The 19,538-nt window shown below is 53.4% G+C and carries 14 protein-coding genes and 1 pseudogene; all 15 read left to right on the forward strand.

Annotated features, from left to right (window positions below):
• A pseudogene (locus IT084_RS16905) lies at positions 1–467 on the forward strand (CO dehydrogenase/CO-methylating acetyl-CoA synthase complex subunit beta); the annotation flags it as partial.
• Between the two features lie 126 nt (positions 468–593).
• Complete coding sequence (gene acsC / locus IT084_RS16910; RefSeq protein WP_195714058.1) at positions 594–1,916, forward strand: acetyl-CoA decarbonylase/synthase complex subunit gamma; 1,323 nt, start codon at positions 594–596, stop codon at positions 1,914–1,916.
• A 95-nt stretch (positions 1,917–2,011) separates the two neighbouring features.
• Complete coding sequence (locus tag IT084_RS16915; RefSeq protein ID WP_195714059.1) at positions 2,012–2,770, forward strand: AAA family ATPase; 759 nt, start codon at positions 2,012–2,014, stop codon at positions 2,768–2,770.
• Between the two features lie 42 nt (positions 2,771–2,812).
• On the forward strand, positions 2,813–3,763 hold the full coding sequence (locus tag IT084_RS16920) for an acetyl-CoA decarbonylase/synthase complex subunit delta (protein WP_195714060.1): 951 nt from the start codon (positions 2,813–2,815) through the stop codon (positions 3,761–3,763).
• Positions 3,764–3,784: 21 nt separating this feature from the next.
• Positions 3,785–4,579 (forward strand): methyltetrahydrofolate cobalamin methyltransferase, encoded by a 795-nt coding sequence (locus IT084_RS16925; protein WP_195714061.1) that lies wholly within the window; start codon positions 3,785–3,787, stop codon positions 4,577–4,579.
• A 428-nt stretch (positions 4,580–5,007) separates the two neighbouring features.
• The gene (locus tag IT084_RS16930; RefSeq protein WP_195714062.1) at positions 5,008–8,034 is read left to right on the forward strand and encodes a CoB--CoM heterodisulfide reductase iron-sulfur subunit A family protein; all 3,027 of its coding nucleotides are present in this window, start codon (positions 5,008–5,010) and stop codon (positions 8,032–8,034) included.
• 19 nt (positions 8,035–8,053) lie between these two features.
• Positions 8,054–8,494: a hydrogenase iron-sulfur subunit gene (locus IT084_RS18340; protein WP_243277046.1), complete on the forward strand. Its 441-nt coding sequence runs from the start codon at positions 8,054–8,056 to the stop codon at positions 8,492–8,494.
• Positions 8,482–9,438 carry a 4Fe-4S dicluster domain-containing protein gene (locus IT084_RS16945; protein WP_195714065.1) on the forward strand — a complete coding sequence of 319 codons (957 nt, stop codon included), beginning with the start codon at positions 8,482–8,484 and terminating at the stop codon, positions 9,436–9,438. Before IT084_RS18340 ends, IT084_RS16945 begins: the two co-directional genes overlap by 13 nt.
• A gap of 10 nt (positions 9,439–9,448) precedes the next feature.
• On the forward strand, positions 9,449–10,468 hold the full coding sequence (locus IT084_RS16950) for a 4Fe-4S dicluster domain-containing protein (RefSeq protein WP_195714066.1): 1,020 nt from the start codon (positions 9,449–9,451) through the stop codon (positions 10,466–10,468).
• A complete protein-coding gene (locus tag IT084_RS16955; protein WP_195714067.1) occupies positions 10,468–11,307 on the forward strand; it encodes an FAD/NAD(P)-binding protein in 840 nt (279 codons plus the stop codon). The genes IT084_RS16950 and IT084_RS16955 overlap by 1 nt, the downstream gene beginning before the upstream one ends.
• 100 nt (positions 11,308–11,407) lie before the next feature.
• Positions 11,408–12,631, forward strand: coding sequence for a (Fe-S)-binding protein (locus tag IT084_RS16960; RefSeq protein ID WP_195714068.1), 1,224 nt, complete (start codon positions 11,408–11,410; stop codon positions 12,629–12,631).
• A gap of 99 nt (positions 12,632–12,730) precedes the next feature.
• The gene (locus IT084_RS16965) at positions 12,731–17,155 is read left to right on the forward strand and encodes an NAD(P)-binding protein (protein ID WP_195714069.1); all 4,425 of its coding nucleotides are present in this window, start codon (positions 12,731–12,733) and stop codon (positions 17,153–17,155) included.
• A 1-nt stretch (position 17,156) separates the two neighbouring features.
• Positions 17,157–17,594 (forward strand): hydrogenase iron-sulfur subunit, encoded by a 438-nt coding sequence (locus tag IT084_RS16970; RefSeq protein ID WP_195714070.1) that lies wholly within the window; start codon positions 17,157–17,159, stop codon positions 17,592–17,594.
• Positions 17,591–18,262: a methylenetetrahydrofolate reductase C-terminal domain-containing protein gene (locus IT084_RS16975; protein WP_195714071.1), complete on the forward strand. Its 672-nt coding sequence runs from the start codon at positions 17,591–17,593 to the stop codon at positions 18,260–18,262. The genes IT084_RS16970 and IT084_RS16975 overlap by 4 nt, the downstream gene beginning before the upstream one ends.
• A complete protein-coding gene (locus IT084_RS16980) occupies positions 18,259–19,185 on the forward strand; it encodes a methylenetetrahydrofolate reductase (RefSeq protein WP_195714072.1) in 927 nt (308 codons plus the stop codon). Before IT084_RS16975 ends, IT084_RS16980 begins: the two co-directional genes overlap by 4 nt.
• The last annotated feature ends 353 nt before the right edge of the window (positions 19,186–19,538 follow it).

A 19,538-nucleotide genomic window follows, 5' to 3' on the forward strand; every position in this document is an offset into this window, starting at 1 on the left:
CGCAGCGCAACATCGAGGCCGTCAACTTCTACACCATCATGGAATACCCGATGACCTCCTGCGGCTGCTTCGAGTGCATCCTGGCCATGGTGCCCGAGTGCAACGGCTTCATGGTGGTCAACCGGGAACACGGCGGCATGACCCCGTCCGGGATGACCTTCAGCACGCTGGCCGGCACCATCGGCGGCGGCGCTCAGATGCCCGGCTTCATGGGTATCGGTAAGTCCTACCTGGCTTCGCCCAAGTTTGTGCCCGCCGACGGCGGACTGGGCAGGCTGGTGTGGATGCCCAAGGCACTGAAGGAAGAGCTGCGCGCCGCGCTGGAAGAGGCGGCCGAGAACGCCGGGCTGGGCAAGGACTTCGTGGATAAGATCGCCGATGAAACCGTGGGCACCAGCGGCGAGGAGATCCTGCCCTTCCTCGAGGAGAAGGGGCACCCCGCGCTGACCATGGATCCGTTGATGTAATAACTGTTAACGGTAGTCGGCATTTCCTTTCGAGTTACAGGAACACATAGGCGGAGCCTTAAAAAGGTTCCGCCGGAGTGTGTTCCATATATACGACAAGTGATCCAGAGAAAGGAGTATGGAGTAATGGGTTTAACAGGTTTAGAAATCTTTAAACAGTTGCCGAAAACAAACTGCAAAGATTGCGGGCAACCCACCTGCCTGGCTTTTGCCATGCAACTGGCCAGCGGCAAGGCCAGCCTGGACCAGTGCCCCCACGTAAGCGACGCCGCAAAAGAAGCGCTGGATTCAGCTTCTGCCCCGCCGGTGGCGCTGGTTAAAATCGGCAAAGGCGAAAAAGAACTCGAGCTCGGCAACGAGACCGTTCTTTTCCGCCACGACAAGCGGTTTGAACATCCCACGGGTATTGCCATTTCCGTAAGTGACTCCGATGCGGAAATCGCATCCAAAGTTCAGGAAATCAACAAGCTGGTATTTGACCGCGTGGGCCAGGTTCACAGTGTCAACCTGGTCGCGGTGGTGAACAATTCCGGTGACGCCGCTAAGTTTGCCGAAGCGGTTAAAACCGTACAGGACAATACCCAATTCCCGCTGGTACTGATTAGTGAAGACCCGGCGGCCATGGAAAAAGCGCTGGAAGTGGCGGGTGCGAACGCACCGCTGATTTGCGGTGCCAATGCGGCCAATTTTGACGCCATGATCGGTCTGGCCAAAAAATATGACGCACCCGTAGTAATCAAAGGGGCCAACCTGGAAGAACTGGCCGCGCTTGTAGAAAAAGCCGGATACAAGAAACTTATTCTTGACTCGGGCGCTCGCGAAGTCAACAAGGTTCTGGCCGACCAGACCCAAATCCGCCGCCAGGCACTGAAAAGATTCCGGCCGTTCGGTTACCCCACGATCACCTTTGCCGACAATCCTGATCCCATTCAGGCCATTGTGGACGCCGGGGTTTATATTGCCAAGTACGCCGGCATCGTGGTATTAAATACCGCCGATCCCGCCGACGTGTTACCGCTGATTACCCTGCGCCTGAACATTTACACCGACCCGCAGAAGCCGATCGCGGTGGAATCCAAGATTTACGAAGTCGGCAACCCCGGTCCGGATGCACCGGTATTTGTAACCACCAACTTCTCGCTCACCTATTTCTGCGTGCAGGGTGACGTGGAAGCCGGCCGGATCGATGCTTATATTCTACCGGTGGATACAGACGGAATCTCCGTTCTGACCGGTTGGGCCGCCGGCAAGTTCACTCCGGAAAAGATTACCGAAATGCTGAACACCTGCGGTATTGCCGATAAAGTTTCCCACAGGAAGGTAATCATCCCGGGCGGCGTAGCCGTGTTAAGCGGCAAACTGCAAGAACTGAGCGGCTGGGAGGTACTGGTCGGCCCGCGTGAATCCGCCGGAATCCCGTCGTTCATCAAGCAGCGCTGGAGCGCGTAACACAACCCTATAATATTTAGAGCAAGTGTGGGTATGTGTAAACCTGAATTGAACACGGTAATGTTATCAAATAATAAACAGGGGAGGAATCATTTATGGCATTCAACATAGCAGTGGCTGGAAAGGGTGGCACAGGAAAAACCACATTATGCTCTTTGATAATCCGGCAATTAATCAAGGCGGGCAAGAAGCCTATTTTTGCCGTGGACGCGGACGCCAACGCCAATCTCAACGAGGCGTTGGGCATGGAAATAGAGGGTTCCATTGCGGATATTCTGGTTCGCATCAACAACAACCTTGAACCCCTGCCGGCAGGTATGACCAAAGACCAATTCGTGGAATACAAAGTGCACCAGTCGCTGTCCGAAGGCGATAATGTCGACCTGCTGGTGATGGGCGGTCCCGAGGGTGCAGGCTGTTACTGCTACGCCAACAACCTCCTGAGAGGTTTTGTCGCCGACCTGAGTAAAAACTATCCTTACATGGTTATGGATAACGAAGCGGGCCTTGAACACCTCAGCAGGCGGACCACCCAGAATATTGACGTGCTTTTTATCACCAGCGATGCTTCCGCAAGGGGCATCCGCTCAGCCGGCAGGGTCCGCGAACTGGTGGAAAACCTGAAGCTCGACATAAAAAAAATGTACTTGGTTGTATCCAGGGTGAACCCGGATAACTTCGACTCCCTGGCACCCGAGATCGAAAAAACCGGTCTCGAATTAATCGGCACTATACCTGCCGACGAACAAGTAATGGAATTCGACCTGTTAGGCAAGCCTTTGATTGATTTGCCCGATGACTCACCGGTGGTGGCAGCGGTGAATGAAATTTTAAAAAATGCTGCCATCCTGTAAAACCGCAAAATTTGCCTTTTAATGCAGAAAGGAGCGGAACCAATGGCTGTTACGATAGCTAAGGAAAAATGGACCAGCAAGGTGGGCGAAATGGTGCTGGGCACCGAGCCCAACGCTGTTAAAGTGGGCGGAGAAAGCACATTGCCCTTCTTGCACTTTGAAGGGGAAATACCCAATAAACCGGTTATGGCCCTGGAAGTTTGGGACCTTGAGCCCACTGACTGGCCGGAAATTCTCAAGCAGCCATTCGAAGGTGTGCTGGGGGATCCCGTGGCCTGGGCCAAGAAAAACGTGGAATACGGCGCTGATGTAGTTGCCCTCCGTTTAATGAGCGCGCATCCGGATTTTAAAGACGCTTCACCGGAAGATTGCGCGGCAACGGCTAAGGCGGTGGCCGACGCCATTAACGTACCCCTGATCGTAATCGGGTGTGGCGTTGAGGAAAAGGACGCCCAGGTCCTGGAAAAAGTGGGTGAGGCTCTGAACGGCAAAAACTGCCTGATCGGTTGCGCAACCGAGAAAAATTACAAGACCATCACCGCGACCGCCATGGTTAACGGCCACAACGTTATTGCTTCCAGCCCGCTGGACATTAACCTGGCCAAGCAATTAAATATTTTGATGACTGAAATGAACCTGCCGGCCAACCGGATTGCCATTGACCCGCTGGTGGGCGCGCTGGGTTACGGCATTGAATACGCTTACTCCATCATGGAAAGGGCCAGAATGGGCGCCCTGATGGGCGATAAGATGCTGGCCATGCCTGTAATCTGCTTTGTCGGACAAGAAGCATGGAAAGCTAAGGAAGCCAAGAGCCCCAGCGACGAAACTCCGGAATGGGGCGCCCAGGAGCGTCGCGCCATTCTCTGGGAAGTAATTACTGCTACCACTTTCATTCAAGCTGGCGGTTCCATCTTGGTGCTGCGTCACCCTGAATCGGTTAAACAGGTGAAAGCGCACATTGACAAAATGATGGAAAGCAATGCTTATTAAAAATAAGAGGAGGCAAAGAGCATGATCCTTATTGGCGAGCGGATCAATGGCATGTTCAAGGATATCCGGGAGGCCATTGTAAACAGGGATCCGGAACCCGTCAGGTACTGGGCCAGGCGCCAGTACGAACAATGTGCCGCTTATCTGGATATCAATACCGGCCCTACCGTTGAAGCGGCCGACCAGCCCGCCGTAATGGAATGGCTGGTTAAAACGGCGCAGGAGGCGGCTCCCCTGCCGTGCTGCATTGATTCCACCAACCCAGACGCCATTGAGGCCGGGTTAAAAGTGCACAAGGGCAAGGCCATGATCAACTCCACGACTGCGGACCAGTTCAAGATGGATATTTACCTGCCGATGGCCGCCAAGTACAACGCAGCCATTATCGGTCTGGCCATGAACGAAAAAGGCGTGCCTAAAAGCGCTTCCGACCGCATCGCCCTGGCCATGGAGATCGTGGTCAACTGTGATATGCACGGTATTCCCATGGAAGACCTGTATATCGACCCGCTGATGCTCCCCTGCAACGTGGCCCAGGAGCACGGCGTGGAGGTTCTGGAGACCCTCAGAATGATTAAAACGCTGGCCGACCCGCCGCCGCGTACCACCATGGGGTTAAGCAATGCTTCCCAGCGTTGCACCAACAGGCACCTGATCAACCGCACATTCCTGATCATGAGCATGGCCTGCGGGCTTGATTCGGCCATCGCGGACGTTGATGACGATGAACTCCTCAACGCCGTGGCGGCAGCCAATATACTTTTGAACAAGGATATTTACTGCGACTCGTTCCTCAAGACTTTCCGTTCAAGATAATTAATTAAGAATTAATTAAGGCCGACTTAAACAGCCGGTCCTGTTATAAAAAGGCGGCTAACGTGGCCGCCTTTTTATAACATTTTTTGGCCGCTGAATGCCGGGGGAAGTAGGCTCAAACCTGTTTGACAGCGAAAGCACCAGATATTATACTATGGACAGGTATACACAATCTCGTGATATCAAACAGTATCAAGATTATTCAGACCAATGCTTCCAAAACCAAAAAGCTCTCATCATCCAACTCCCGTAAAGAGCCAGTTGATTAACCATATGCCTGGTTAAGCGATTAACAAACCCAACGGTGATTGTGCTCATACCTTCGGCAACCGGTCCGGGCAGCCGGTTGATTCGCGGAATTTTCCCGGCCCAGCGGAAAGTTTATTAATTTTGTGATGCCAAACTAGGAGGACGGATGTGATGCTTAGATGAGTACAAAACCTGATAAGATCGGAGCCGTACTAGTAGTTGGCGCAGGTATCGCCGGTATACAGGCATCGCTTGATTTGGCGGAATCAGGCTATTATGTATACCTGGTGGAAAAGAAACCCGCTATTGGCGGTACCATGCCGATGCTGGACAAAACCTTCCCCACAAACGACTGCTCCATGTGCATCCTGTCTCCCAAGCTCGTTGACTGCGGGAGACACTTGAACATCAACACTATGACCAATGCGGAAGTGGTGGACATTCAGGGTGAGCCCGGCAATTTCAATGTCACCATCAATAAAAAGGCTCGCTATGTTGATCCGGAAAAATGCACCGGTTGCGGGTCTTGTGCCGAGGAATGCCCTGTGAAAGTGGGAGACGAGTTCAACCAGGGTCTCAATCAAAGAAAGGCCATCTACAAGCTTTATGCCCAGGCGTATCCCAATGCTTACGCCATTGATGCCACCAAGTGTTTAAAAATTAAAAATCCCAAGGCTTGCGGCAAATGCCTCAAGGTCTGCCAGGCTGACGCAATCAACCACGAGATGCAGGATGAAACTGTTGAAATCCAGGTTGGTTCCGTTATTCTTTGCCCAGGCTTTGAGAAGTTCGACGTAACCCAGTTATGGTACTATGGGTACGGCAAACTGCCCAATGTCCTGACCAGCCTTGAGTTTGAACGTATCCTCAGTGCTTCCGGACCGTTCGGCGGGCATCTCCAAAGACCTTCGGACGGCAAGGAACCGCAAAAAATAGCCTGGATTCAGTGTGCCGGTTCACGCAACTGCAGGATCGAGCACGGATACTGCTCCTCGGTTTGCTGCATGTACGCCATCAAGGAAGCCGTTATCGCCAAGGAGCATACCCATTACCCGCTGGATACCGCCATCTTCTATATGGACATGCGCACCTACGGCAAAGATTTTGAAAAGTATTACGACCGGGCCAGACTGGAGCACGGTGTGCGTTTCATCCGTTCCCGCGTGTTTGAAGTGACGGAAGCCGACGACGGTTCGGGCAATTGCCGCATTCGCTATTCCAACGAAGACGGCTCCATCAGCTATGAGGACTTCGACCTGGTAGTGCTTTCCCTCGGTTTGGAGCCGGCTTCCGGAATGGTGGAACTGGCCGGCAAGCTGGGACTGGACTTGAACAAGTTCAATTTCTGCGAACCGCCCAATCTTACCGGTGTAGGCACCAGTAAACCGGGCATATTCGTGGCCGGCGCGTTCAGCGGCCCGCGGGATATTCCCGAAACCGTAATGCAGGCCAGCGCAGCGGCGGCGGATTCGGCAGCGGACTTGGCGGCGGTGCGCGGCACCCTGACCAAGGCCAAGGAGTACCCGGCCGAAAAGGATGTAACCGGTGAAATCATCAGAACCGGCGTTTTCATCTGCCACTGCGGCATCAACATCGGTAGCGTGGTCAACGTACCCGAAGTGGTGGAATATGCCAAGACACTGCCTGGTGTAGTATTTGCAGATCATAAGCTTTACGCCTGCTCGCAGGATACGGCGGCCCAGATTAAAGCGGCCATTGAAGAGCACGGCTTGAACAGGATTGTGGTGGCATCCTGCAGTCCCCGGACACACGAGCCGATGTTCCAGGAGACATTAAAGGAAGCGGGCCTCAACCCCAACCTGTTTGAAATGGCCAACATCCGCGACCAGTGTTCATGGGTGCACATGCACGAGCCCGAGAAGGCTACAGCCAAGGCCAAGGACCTGGTTAAAATGGCCGTGGCCAAAGCCGCTTTGCTCGAGCCCATCTATCCCGTTACCCTGGATATGAACCACGACGCCCTGGTGGTCGGCGGTGGTGTTTCCGGCATGACGGCCGCCATCAACCTGTCCAAGCAGGGCTACAAGGTTAACCTGGTGGAAAAAACCGATTCCCTGGGCGGCATCGCCAACCGCTTGCGTTTCGGCATGAGGGGCGAGGATGTGCCCGGTTTCGTGAACGACCTCGTGGCCCGGGTCAATGCCGATGAAAATATCAAGGTCTACACCGGTGTCGAGATTACCGAAGTGCACGGTTTCGTCGGCAACTTTGAAACCACTCTGAGCAACGGTGAGGTTGTAAAACACGGCGTAACCATTATCGCCACCGGTGCTCAAGAATACAAGCCCACCGAGTACCTGTACGGGCAAAACGACCGGGTGATGACCCTCCTCGAATTGGAAGGTCTCCTGGCCGCCAAGGACAGCAAGATAACCGGCGCCAAGAACGTGGTATTTATCCAGTGCGTCGGCTCCCGCGATGCCGAGCGCCCATACTGCAGCAGGATTTGCTGCACCAAGTCGGTCAAGCAGGCCCTGAAAATCAAGGAAATCACCCCTGATGCCAACGTGTTCGTCCTTTACCGCGACATCAGGACTTACGGTTTCTTCGAGGAAATGTACCGTGAAGCGCGGAACAAGGGTGTTATCTTCATCCGCTATACCGTTGAAAACAAACCGGTTGTACAGGCCGGCCCGGACAGCGTAAAAGTAACGGTAACCGACCATGTTCTGGGCGTACCCGTGGAAATAGACGCCGATGTGGTTGGACTGGCGGCTGCCATCGTTGCCGACAAGGAAACCAACGGCAAGCTGAGCCAGTTCTACAAGGTTCCGCTCAACCAGGAAGGTTTCTTCCTCGAAGCGCACATGAAGCTGCGTCCCGTGGATTTTGGAACCGACGGCGTATTCATGTGCGGCCTGGCCCATGGTCCCAAGAACCTGGAGGAGAATATCTCCCAGGCCAAAGCAGCCGTGGGACGCGCATGTACAGTGCTGGCCAAGCAGTCCATTTCGGTTGAAGGCAAATGCGCCTTTGTCAATAAGAAGAAGTGCGCCGGTTGCGGCGATTGCGAATCAGTATGCCCGGCCAAGGCCGTGCAGGTAGATCCGATAGAAAAAGTTGCCGTGGTCAACGAAGCCCTTTGCAAAGGGTGTGGTGCCTGTGCCTCCACTTGCCGTTGCGGAGCAATAAACGTCAAGGGTTGCACCAACCAGCAATTAGTGGCCATGATCAACGCGCTATAGATGGGGGAGGGAAACGGATATGGAATTCGAACCCAAAATTGTGGCTTTCCTATGCAACTGGTGTAGTTATGCCGGCGCCGACCTGGCCGGTATAGGTCGTATCCAGTACCCGCCCAATATCCGGGTGGTACGCATACCTTGCACCGGAAGAATCAACCCGCTGTTCATTATCAGTGCTCTCCGTCACGGCGCTGACGGCGTGCTCACCTCCGGGTGACACCCCGGTGACTGCCACTATGTTAGTGGCAACCTGGTGGCCCGTAGGAAATTTGCCTTGCTGAAAAACCTGTTGGAATATATCGGGGTGGACGAAGGCCGCGTCAATTTCTCCTGGGTCTCAGCGGCTGAAGGCGGGCGTTTTGCCGAACTGGTCAGGGGAGTTACGGCAAAAGTCAAGGAAATCGGCCCCAACAAGGGTCTAATTAGTAGCGAATCGGGGTGTTGCGGATGCAAAAACTAGCAGCTCAAATAAAAGACGCAGCCAAAAAATTGCTGGAAGAGAAGAAAGTTGACCTGGTGGTGGGCTTTGCCGAAGGCAGCCTTCCACTACGCGGAACGCCTTTATTCGCCCGTACCCCCGAAGAAGCGGATAAACTTACCTGGAACAGGGGTTGCGAAAACAACCTGGCCAATTACCTGCGCAAAAGGGAAGGCAAGGTTGCCGTGGTGGCCAAAGGCTGCGACGTGCGATCCATTGTTGCCCTGGTCAAGGAAAACCAGATCAACCGGGATAACCTGTACATCATCGGCGTGCCGTGCAGCGGCATGATTGACCGCAAAAAGGTCAACCAGCTGGTGGGCGGCAAGGATGTTCTGGAAATTGAAGACAACGGCGATACCGTTGTAATCAAAGGCAAGGATTTTAGTGAAACCGCCCGGGTAGCCGACCTGCTGCACAATTCCTGCCAGGATTGCCGCTACGGCAACCCGGTGGTTTATGACGAACTCATCGGAGAACTTCTTCCGGAAAAGGGCGAAGACGATTTCGCCGAGATCAAGGAATTTGAGGCCAAAACTGCGGCGGAACGCCGTGCGTACCTGGCCGAAGAATTCAGCAAATGTATCAGGTGTTATGCCTGCCGCAACGCTTGCCCGATGTGCTACTGCGAAGAATGCTTCGTGGATTGCAGCACGCCGCAGTGGATCGGCAAAAGTGCGGCGGACATCCAGGACAATATTTTATTCCAGGCAGTTAGGGTATTCCACAGTGCCGGTCGTTGTGCCGATTGCGGAGCTTGTGAGAGGGCCTGCCCCATGGGTATCAACCTGCGTCTTTTAACCCGTAAACTGGTTAAGGACGTTAAGGAACTGTTTAACGCCGAGGCCGGCGTCAATATGGAAGACAAGGCGGCCCTTGCCACATTCACAGCTGATGACCCAGAACCTTTCTTGGTGAAGGAATGAGGTGAAATCGATGATAGTAAGCAAAAAAGAGATACCCAGCTTCCTGGATAAATTAATTAGCGACTACCAGGTTTTTGCGCCCGTCCAAAAAGGCAGCTATACACTGTTTAAACAAATTTGTTCCGGAACTGACGCGGTTTTGGACGGTGGAATCACCAAGCTTCCCGTCAAGGAAATATTTTTCCCGCAGTCTGAAAAGCTGTTCAGCTATAATGTAACCAATGAAGGCGCCAAGCTGGAAGCACCGGTGGACGACCGGAAAAAAGTGGTCTTCGGCGTTCGTCCCTGCGACGCCCGGAGCCTGACCCTGCTGGACAACGTTTTTAACAATGACAAGTACCAGGATCCCTATTACCTGACCAGGCGCAACAACACCATCCTGGTCGGCATCGGATGCAACAGCCCCGCCAGCACCTGCTTCTGCACCTCGGTCAACGGCGGGCCGTTTGACACCAAGGGTTTGGATCTGCTGCTGGTTGACACCGGGGACGCCTACGTGGTGGAACCTGTTTCAGATAAGGGCAAGGAGCTGGCCGAAAAAGCCGGTTTCGCCGCCGCATCGGACGCTGATAAAGCAGCCGCGGCCAAAGTCAAGGAAGAGGCTGTGGTAAGCTGCCGGGTCAATACCGATGGTTTAAAAGCCAAGTTGGACGTCAATTTCTATGATCCCATCTGGGACAGGATCCATGAAAAGTGCCTGGGCTGCGGTGCCTGCACTTACCTTTGCCCCACCTGCCACTGCTTCGACATCGTGGACGACGCCGTGGATTGCAACGGTTGCCGGGTCCGCAACTGGGATTCCTGTGCCTTCCCGCTCTTTACCCTGCACGGTTCCGGTCACAACCCGCGCAGTACTAATAAAGAGCGCTACCGCAACAGGATTATGCACAAGTTCAAGTATTTCGTTGATAATTTCAACGAAATCGCCTGCGTAGGTTGCGGCAGGTGCATTAAAAACTGCCCCGTTAATATGGACATCCGGGTGGTACTGGAGGATATTCGGGGTTCGGAAGCGAGGTTGGATAGTTAATGAAAAATCCATATCTACCGCTGCCAATGAAACTGGTAAAAAACTTTACTGAAACAGAGGATAAGCTCATCCACACCTTCACCCTGCAGTACCTGAGTGAAGAAGATGAAAAAAGTTTTTCATACATGCCGGGCCAGTTTGCCGAGGTATGCGTGTTCGGGAAAGGAGAGGCGCCCTTCGGCATTGCTTCTTCACCGACTGAACCCGGGTTCCTCAAGTTCTCGGTGGCCAAAGTGGGCGTTGTATCCACCGCCCTCCACTTGATGGAAGAGGGCACTATTGTGGGTGTACGCGGCCCGCTGGGCAATTATTACCCGGTGGAAGAATTCAAAGGTAAAAACGTGGTCATCATTGGCGGTGGTTTCGCATTTACAACGCTGCGTTCTCTGGCCACCTACATGTTGCACCCCGACCGCCGCGGCGATTACGGCGATATAACTGTGATTTACGGCGCCCGTAACCCCGGCCTGCTGCTGTATAAAGAAGAACTGGCCGCCTGGGAAAAGAGCCCCGATATCAACTTGATTACCACCATTGACCGCGCGGTTGACGGCTGGACCGGCAGGGTCGGATTTATCCCCGCCGTCACCGAAGAAGTGGCACCCAGTTCGGATAACGCTTATGCCATCATCTGCGGCCCGCCGGTGATGATCAAGTTCACCATGCCCGTACTGGAAAAACTCGGTTTCCCGCCGGAAAGAATCATCATGTCGCTGGAAAACCGGATGAAGTGCGGTATCGGCATGTGCGGCAGGTGCAATGTGGGCGGTAAATACGTGTGCAAGGACGGCCCCGTTTTTACGCGGGCACAACTAAACGAACTACCCAATGAATATTAATTAAACATATAAATATAGCGCCTCTTAATCACAAATTAGGAGGCGCTATACAAAAATACTCCGTTTTGTATGCCAAGACCCGGAGGGAGGCTAAATTCAAATGGAAGCGATTAAAGCTGCCGAATTAAACCCCAAGTTCAGGGATGAGGTCGCCGGCCTGCTCAATAACTACGATTTCACTAATTGCCTGGCCTGCGGCATGTGCACCGCCGGTTGTCCTTTTTCCGACATTCATGAACACCAGGACCCGCGCAAGTTCTTACGCAAGGTACTGCTGGGCATGAAAGAGGAGGTGTTTAAGGATCCGTATATCTGGTACTGCACCATGTGCGAGCGTTGCACCGTCGAGTGCCCCATGAACGTGAATATTGCCGCTCTGGTGCGGTCCTTGCGAGGCACCTGGGACAAGGATAAGATCCCCGGCTACCTGCAGACCATTGCCGAAGAGCACAAAGAATCCGGCAACCAGATGAACGTTAGCCAGGAGGACTACGAGGAAACCCTGGATTGGATTCAGGACGAGCTGCGGGAAGAACTGGGCGATCCCAATTACGAGATCCCGCTGAACAAAAAAGGCGCCAAGTATTTCTACGGCTTCAACGCCCGGGATATCAAATATTATCCGAACGAGTTGCAAACCACGTTGAAGCTGTTCTATGCCGCCGGCATTGATTACACCATCAGCACCAAGCGCTGGGACGCCACCAATATCGCGCTGTTCACCGGTCAAACCGATGACTTTTTAGCCATCTCCATGCCTCTGTGGCAGGAGGTTGCGGACCTGGAATGCGAAGAATTGATCGTCACCGAGTGCGGACACGCTTTCCGGTCCATGCGCTGGGGCTACAGAACTTACTGGAAGGGAAGACAGTTTCCCATTCGCCACATTCTTGAGCTGCTGAACGAACTGGTTAAAGAGGGCAAATTAAAACTTGACCCCGACGCCATTACCGAAGTGGTCACATACCACGACCCCTGCAACACAGCCCGCAAGGAAGGCGTATGGGAAGCACCGCGGGAGCTGTTGAGAAGCTTTGTCAAGAACTTTGTAGACATGAACCCCAACGGCAAAATGAATTACTGTTGCGGGGCCGGCGGCGGCGGTATGGCTATGCCGGAATTCAACGAAATTCGTAAAGCCAAGGGTAAGCGGAAAGTGGACCAGGTGGTGGCTACCGGCGCCGAAATCGTGGTAGTGCCCTGCCACAACTGCATGGACCAGTTTAATGACCTGAACAAGTGGTATCCCGAGAAAGCCAAGTCCAAAAACGTACACATGTGCTCATTGATGGAAAGAGCCCTGATTTTGCCGGAAAAAGAATAGAAAAACCCGGTGAACAACTCGGTTAAACCATTTTCTGTTTTGTTTTGGAATATATGTGTGCCAGGATGGACTCTAAACCGAGAGGACGGGTGTGATGTCATGAATAATAAAAAAGTGGGAGCAGTAATGGTAGTAGGAGCCGGCATTTCCGGTATCCAGGCATCACTTGACCTTGCAGAGTCCGGCTATTATGTATATCTTGTGGAGCAATCACCAGCCATCGGCGGCACCATGCCCAGGCTGGATAAAACATTTCCGACCAACGATTGCTCCATGTGTATCCTTTCTCCCAAGCTTGTAGAGTGCGGAAGACACCTGAACATTGAAAAACACATGTTGACCGACATTGTTGACGTTCAAGGTGAGCCGGGTAAGTTCAAGGTAAAATTGCGCAAACAAGCACGGTACATTGACCTGGAAAAATGTACCGGCTGCGGCGAATGCGCCGGCGTCTGCCCTGTGGAGGTTCCAAGCGAGTTTGACGCCGATCTGGGCAAAAGAAAGGCCATTTATAAAATGTATGCTCAGGCCATGCCCGCCGCCTATTCCATTGAAAAGAAGGGCACTTCCCCTTGCAAAGCCGCCTGCCCGGCGGGAGTCAACGCCCAGGGCTACGTGCAGCTGATTAAAGACGGCAAGTTTATTGAATCTTGGCAGTTAATTTACAGGGATAACCCGCTGCCGGCAGTTTGCGGCAGGGTATGTACCCATCCCTGCGAGACGGAATGTCACCGCAAAAGCGTAGATAAGCCGGTCAGCATCAGGGAGCTGAAGCGGGTTGCCGCCGACGTCGCTTACCGCGACCTGGACACGCTGCCTCTGCCGGAAGTCGCCCCCGCCAACGGCCTCAAGGTTGCCATCATCGGCTCCGGTCCCGCCGGCCTGTCAGCCGCCTACCAGCTGGCCAAGCAGGGGTATTCGGTAACTATTTTCGAAGCTTTGCCGGTAGCAGGGGGAATGCTCCGGGTAGGTATTCCCGAGTACCGCCTGCCCAAGAAAATTGTGGAGCTGGAAATTAACCTCCTGGAAAAAATGGGAGTAGAAATCAAGACTAATACGCCGCTGGGGCCGCAGCTAACTATCAACGACCTGTTAAATCAGGGTTATAAGGCCGTGTTTATCGCCATCGGTGCGCATAAGGGCGTCCCACTGAATATTCCCGGTGAGGACCTGGACGGTGTAATTTCCGGTGTCGATTTCTTGCGGCGAGTCAACCTTGGCGAAAAGGTGACACTGGGTAAACGCGTCGCTGTGATCGGCGGCGGCAATACGGCCATGGACGCAGCCCGTACCGCGTTGCGCTGCGGCGCTCAAGAGGTAACCATTGTTTACCGCCGCTCCGAGTCGGAGATTACCGCGGCCGAAGAAGAGATAACGGAGGCCAAGGAAGAGGGCATCATTTTCAGAATGCTGACCAGTCCCGTAGTGGTACATGGTGAAGGCGGCAAAGTTACCAGGCTGGAATGCATCCAGAACGAACTGGGCGAACCGGACGAAAGCGGGCGTCGTCGTCCCGTGCCTGTGGCAGGCAGTGAATTCACCATCGACGTGGACAATGTCATTGTCGCCATCGGGCAGACCCCGGACGTATCGGGTCTTAACGGCGCCGTTGAATTATCCAAAAAGAATACTATCGTTGTTTACGGTGATTCCCTGGCCACCAACATACCAGGCGTATTTGCCGCCGGAGACGTAGTCACCGGACCGGCCACAGTGGTAGACGCAATCGGCGCGGGCAAAAAAGCAGCCAGTTCCATCGACCGCTACCTCAGGGGCGAGGAAGCCACCATTAAGTTTAACTGGGCATCCCGGGAAAACGTGGCTGACTTCCCGAAACATGCCCCGTCGGTTATGGTTTCAACTCCCAGGACCAACGGTAATTTCGTCGAACCCGAAAAACGAATCAATAACTTCGACGAAGTGGCTTTGGGCATCAACGAAGAAGAAGCACGCCGGGAAGCCGAGCGTTGCCTGAATTGTTCCGTTTGTTCGGAATGTGGCGAATGCGTCAAGGCCTGCCTGCGCGAGGCTATCGACCATAACATGCAGGATGAAGAAATCGAGGTGGAAGTGGGTTCCATTATTCTCAGTTCCGGCGCGGAAATTTGCGATCCCACCGACCTCTACTACTTTGGTTATAAAAAATATCCCAACGTGGTTACCAGTATTGAGTTCGAGCGTATTTTGAGCGCCTCGGGACCCTTTGCCGGGCACCTCGTGAGGCCCTATGACCACAAGGAACCACGCAAGATCGCCTGGATTCAGTGCGTCGGTTCCCGGAACGTTAGAATCAAGCATAATTATTGCTCCTCGGTTTGCTGCATGTACGCCATTAAGGAAGCGGTCATTGCCAAGGAACACAGCGCGGAAGAACTTGACACCACCATCTTTATGATGGATATGCGTTCTTACGGCAAGGACTTTGAAAAGTATTACGAGAGAGCCAAAAACGAGCACGGCGTAAAATTTGTACGCTCGCGCATATTTGAAATCACCGAATCCGGGGATGAAAGCAAAAACCTTATCATTCGCTACGCCAACGAAGACGGAAGCATTAGCACCGAAGAATTTGACATGGTCGTACTGTCCGTAGGCTTCCAGGCATCCAAGAAAGCCGCCGAATTGGGCCAAAAGTTCGACTTGCAAATGAACAGGTATGGTTTTGCCGAACTCGCTCCCCTGACAGGAGTTGGCACCACCAGGCCCGGGGTTTTTGCGGCCGGTACTTTCGCCGGTCCGAAGGATATACCCGAAACTGTCATGCAGGCAAGTGCCGCGGCTTCCGCCGCCGAAAGCCTGCTGGGCGACGTACGCGGTACGCTGGTCAAAGAAAGGGTATTCCCGCCCGAGCGGGATGTAGCCGGTGAGGAGCCCCGTATCGGTGTGTTTGTGTGCAACTGCGGCATCAATATCGGCGGCGTAGTCAGGGTCCCCGAGGTAGTGGAAATGGCCAAGCAGTTGCCCAATGTCGTATACGCCGGTGAATACCTGTATGTTTGTTCCCAGGACAGCCAGGCAAACATGAAGCAAATTATTGACGAGTACAAGCTGAACCGGGTGGTGGTTGCTTCTTGCAGCCCCAGAACCCATAAGCCGCTGTTCCAGGAAACCTTGAAGGAAGCCGGGTTAAACAGGTACCTGTTTGAAATGGCCAACATCCGCGACCAGTGTTCGTGGGTGCACATGCACGAACCGGACAAGGCCACCGAGAAGGCCAAGGACCTGGTTAAGATGATTGTGGCCAAGTCCACCCTGCTCCAACCGATCAAGCAAGGGTCGGTGGGTGTAACCAAGTCCGCCCTGGTGATAGGCGGCGGCGTAACGGGCATGACCAACGCTTTAAGCCTTGCAGATCAGGGCTTCGAAGTACACCTGGTGGAAAAATCGGCGGAACTTGGCGGCATCGCCAGGAGGATCAAAAAAGGTTTCAAGGGCGAAGATATCGGGATGTTTGTCAGTGATCTAATTGACAAAGTAACCAACAACCCGCTGGTTAATATATACACTTCCGCGGAAATCAAAGATGTTTCCGGTTACGTGGGCAATTTCAACACCGAGCTCACCGACGGTACGATCATCAAACATGGCGTAACTGTTATCGCCATCGGCGGCCGGGAATACAAGCCCACGGAATACCTGTACGGCGAAAGCGACAAGGTGATGACCCACCTGGAGTTGGAAGAAGCCATTGCCGAAGGCCGGGTCAAGGATGCCAAGAACGTAGTGTTGATCAACTGCGTGGGTTCCCGTGAACCAGAGAGACCATATTGCAGCAGGGTTTGCTGTTCCAAGTCCATCAGCCTGGCGCTAAAATTGAAAGAAAAGAACCCGGAGACCAACGTATTTGTCCTTTACCGGGATATCAGAACATACGGCTTCCTGGAAGAGTTGTACGAGGAAGCAAGATCCAAGGGCGTCATTTTTGTCCGCTACACCACCGATGACAAACCCGTTGTAGAAAAGGACGGAGATACCCTCAAAGTGACCGTTAAAGACCATGTGCTCGGCCTGCCGATCATTATCGAATCCGACGTGGTGGGACTGGCCGCCGCCATACTACCACCGGAAGACAACACCAAACTGAACCGGTTGTTCAAAGTACCCTTGAACGCCGACGGTTTCTTCCTGGAGGCGCATATGAAACTCCGCCCGGTGGATTCCGCCGCCGAAGGCGTGTTCATGGCCGGCATCGCCCACGGGCCGAAGAACATGGAAGAAAACATAGCACAGGCCAAGGCCGCGGCGGGACGCGCCGCCACCATTCTGAGCAAGGACGCCCTGGAATCCCACGGCGTGGTAGCGGTGGTCCAGCCGGACAAATGCGCAGCCTGCCTGACCTGCGTAAGGTTGTGTCCCTTTAGCGCACCCCACGTCAATAACTATGCAGCGGAAATCGAATCGGTGTTATGCCAGGGGTGTGGAACCTGTGCCGGTGAGTGCCCGAATAAAGCCATCACCCTGCAAGGTTACAATGATCGCATGTACCTGAAGATGATCGACGGTTTATTCAAGGAGGTGCGTTAAGGTGGCTGAATTTGAACCCAAAATTGTGGCGTTTTGCTGCCATTACTGAGCATACTCCGCCGCGGACCTGGCAGGTTCGATGCGATTGCAGTATGCCCCCACCGTTAGAATAGTTGAAATGCCCTGTTCAGGCACCATAGATCACCGCGTGCTCCTGCAGACCTTTGAAGACGGTGCTGACGGAGTATTCGTGGCCGGCTGTATGGAGGGTGATTGCCACTTCCTCAAGGGCAATTTCCGGGCCAAAAAACGTGTGCGTCAGGTTAAGAAAATCCTTGATGAAATCGGCTTTGGCGGCGACCGCCTCGATTTCTTCAACCTTTCCGCCGCCCAGGGGCAGCGTTTTGCTGAAATTGTCAAGGAAATGACCGAGCGCGTATTACAGCTGGGGCCCAATCCCCTGAACAAGAAAGCCAAGAAAGAAGGTGGCGCAGCTTGATTATCGCCCAACAAAAACCTGTTAAAGACATTGCCGCTATGATTAGCGATTGCAAAAAGGTATTGCTGGTTGGCTGTGCCGGTTGCGTGACCGTCTGTCTGGCCGGCGGTGAAAAGGAAACCGAAGTCCTGGCTTCCTCGTTGCGTATTATGCGTAAAATGGAGGATAACCCGCTGGAAACGGTAACCTACACTGCAACCAGGCAGTGTGATCCCGAATATGTTGCCGCCCTGGACAATTTAACCAGGGATGTTGACGCTATTGTCTCTTTGGCCTGCGGCGTCGGGGTACAATATCTTGCCGAGCGATTCACGGATAAGTGGGTTGTGCCGGCACTGGATACAAAATTTATCGGCGGCTCCACCGTACATGGTAACTGGGAAGAAAAATGCGGTCTGTGCGGCGAATGCATTCTGCACCGCACAGGCGGTATCTGCCCCATTATCCGTTGTTCAAAGAGCATTTTGAACGGCCCCTGCGGCGGGTCACAGTACGGCAAATGCGAGATAAGCAAGGACGTGGACTGCGCCTGGCAGCTTATCTATGACAGAATGAAAGCGCTGGGCAAGCTTGATAAACTGATGGAGTTCCAGCCGCCCAAAGACTGGTCCAAGTCCCGTGACGGCGGACCGCGCAAGGCTGTCAGGGAGGATGTGATGATCGATTGAAAACGGAAAGCAAATTACAAAAACTGCTCGATAGCGGCCACTTTGCGGTAACTGCGGAAATTGGACCGCCCAAGCATGCCTCCGCCGAGGGGATTCGCCATCATGCTCAAATGATGAAGGACTACGTAGACGCCACAAACATCACAGACAACCAGACCGCCATCGTCCGCCTGTCCAGTATCGCCGCCGGCGTACATGTGCTGGATTGCGGAATTGAGCCGATTGTCCAGATGACTTGTCGCGACCGCAACCGGATCGCCATGCAGTCCGACCTGCTGGGGGCATACAGCCTGGGGATGCGCAACGTGCTTTGCCTGTCGGGCGACCACCAGAAATTCGGTAATCACCCGACAGCCAAGAACGTTTACGACATTGACTCCATGCAGCTGATTTACTACCTGCGCCGTATGCGGGATGAAAAACTGTTTTTCTCGGGTGAGGAAATTAAGGAACACGAGCCGCGCTTCTTCATCGGAGCCGTGGCCAATCCCTTTGCCGACCCGTTTGAATTCCGGGTGGCCCGCCTGGAAAAGAAAGTTGAAGCGGGCGCTCAATTCATCCAAACCCAGTGTATCTTCGATATGGAGCGATTCGAGCGCTTCATGGAAATGGTCCGGGAACGGGGCATCCACGAAAGGGTGCACATCCTGGCCGGCGTAACGCCAATGAAGAGCTGGCGCGCAGCCAAGTACATCCAGAACAACGTCAGCGGCATGATTGTGCCCGATGAACTGGTGGAACGGCTGAAAAACGCCGAGGACCCCAAACGCGAGGGCGTGGAAATCTGCATTGAGCAGATTAAGTATATTAAAGAAAATATCAAGGGTGTACACGGTGTGCACATTATGGCCATCGCCTGGGAGGAAGTCGTGCCGGAAATCGTGGAAAGAAGCGGTCTTTATCCCAGGCCCAAAGTTGAATAAACATCCCAGAACAGCCGGTACCTGGTTTGGACCGGCTGTTTTTTATTATTCTTATATCCCGTCATAGCCCCGAAGCCTTGCCCCCGAAAGGGCTTTGAATATTGTATGATCCCAGTATTCCCGTACTGGCTGGTATTTTATGTAAAAATATTTATCTATGAAATACCTGAAATTGGGCAGGATTGTTTAACGGTTTGACGTAAATTATTAATATATATTTTACTTGGGAGGTATGTAGCAGCTGCTAACAAGCAAACAAATATTGACAAAACATAACAAAATAACTACCATAAATTCATGGAACTTTTAACCATCAGTAAAGCGGCAAAAAAGTTGGGCGTCCACCCCAATAG

This window comes from Desulfallas sp. Bu1-1 (assembly GCF_015594625.1).
Lineage (GTDB): Bacteria > Bacillota > Desulfotomaculia > Desulfotomaculales > Desulfallaceae > JADNRQ01.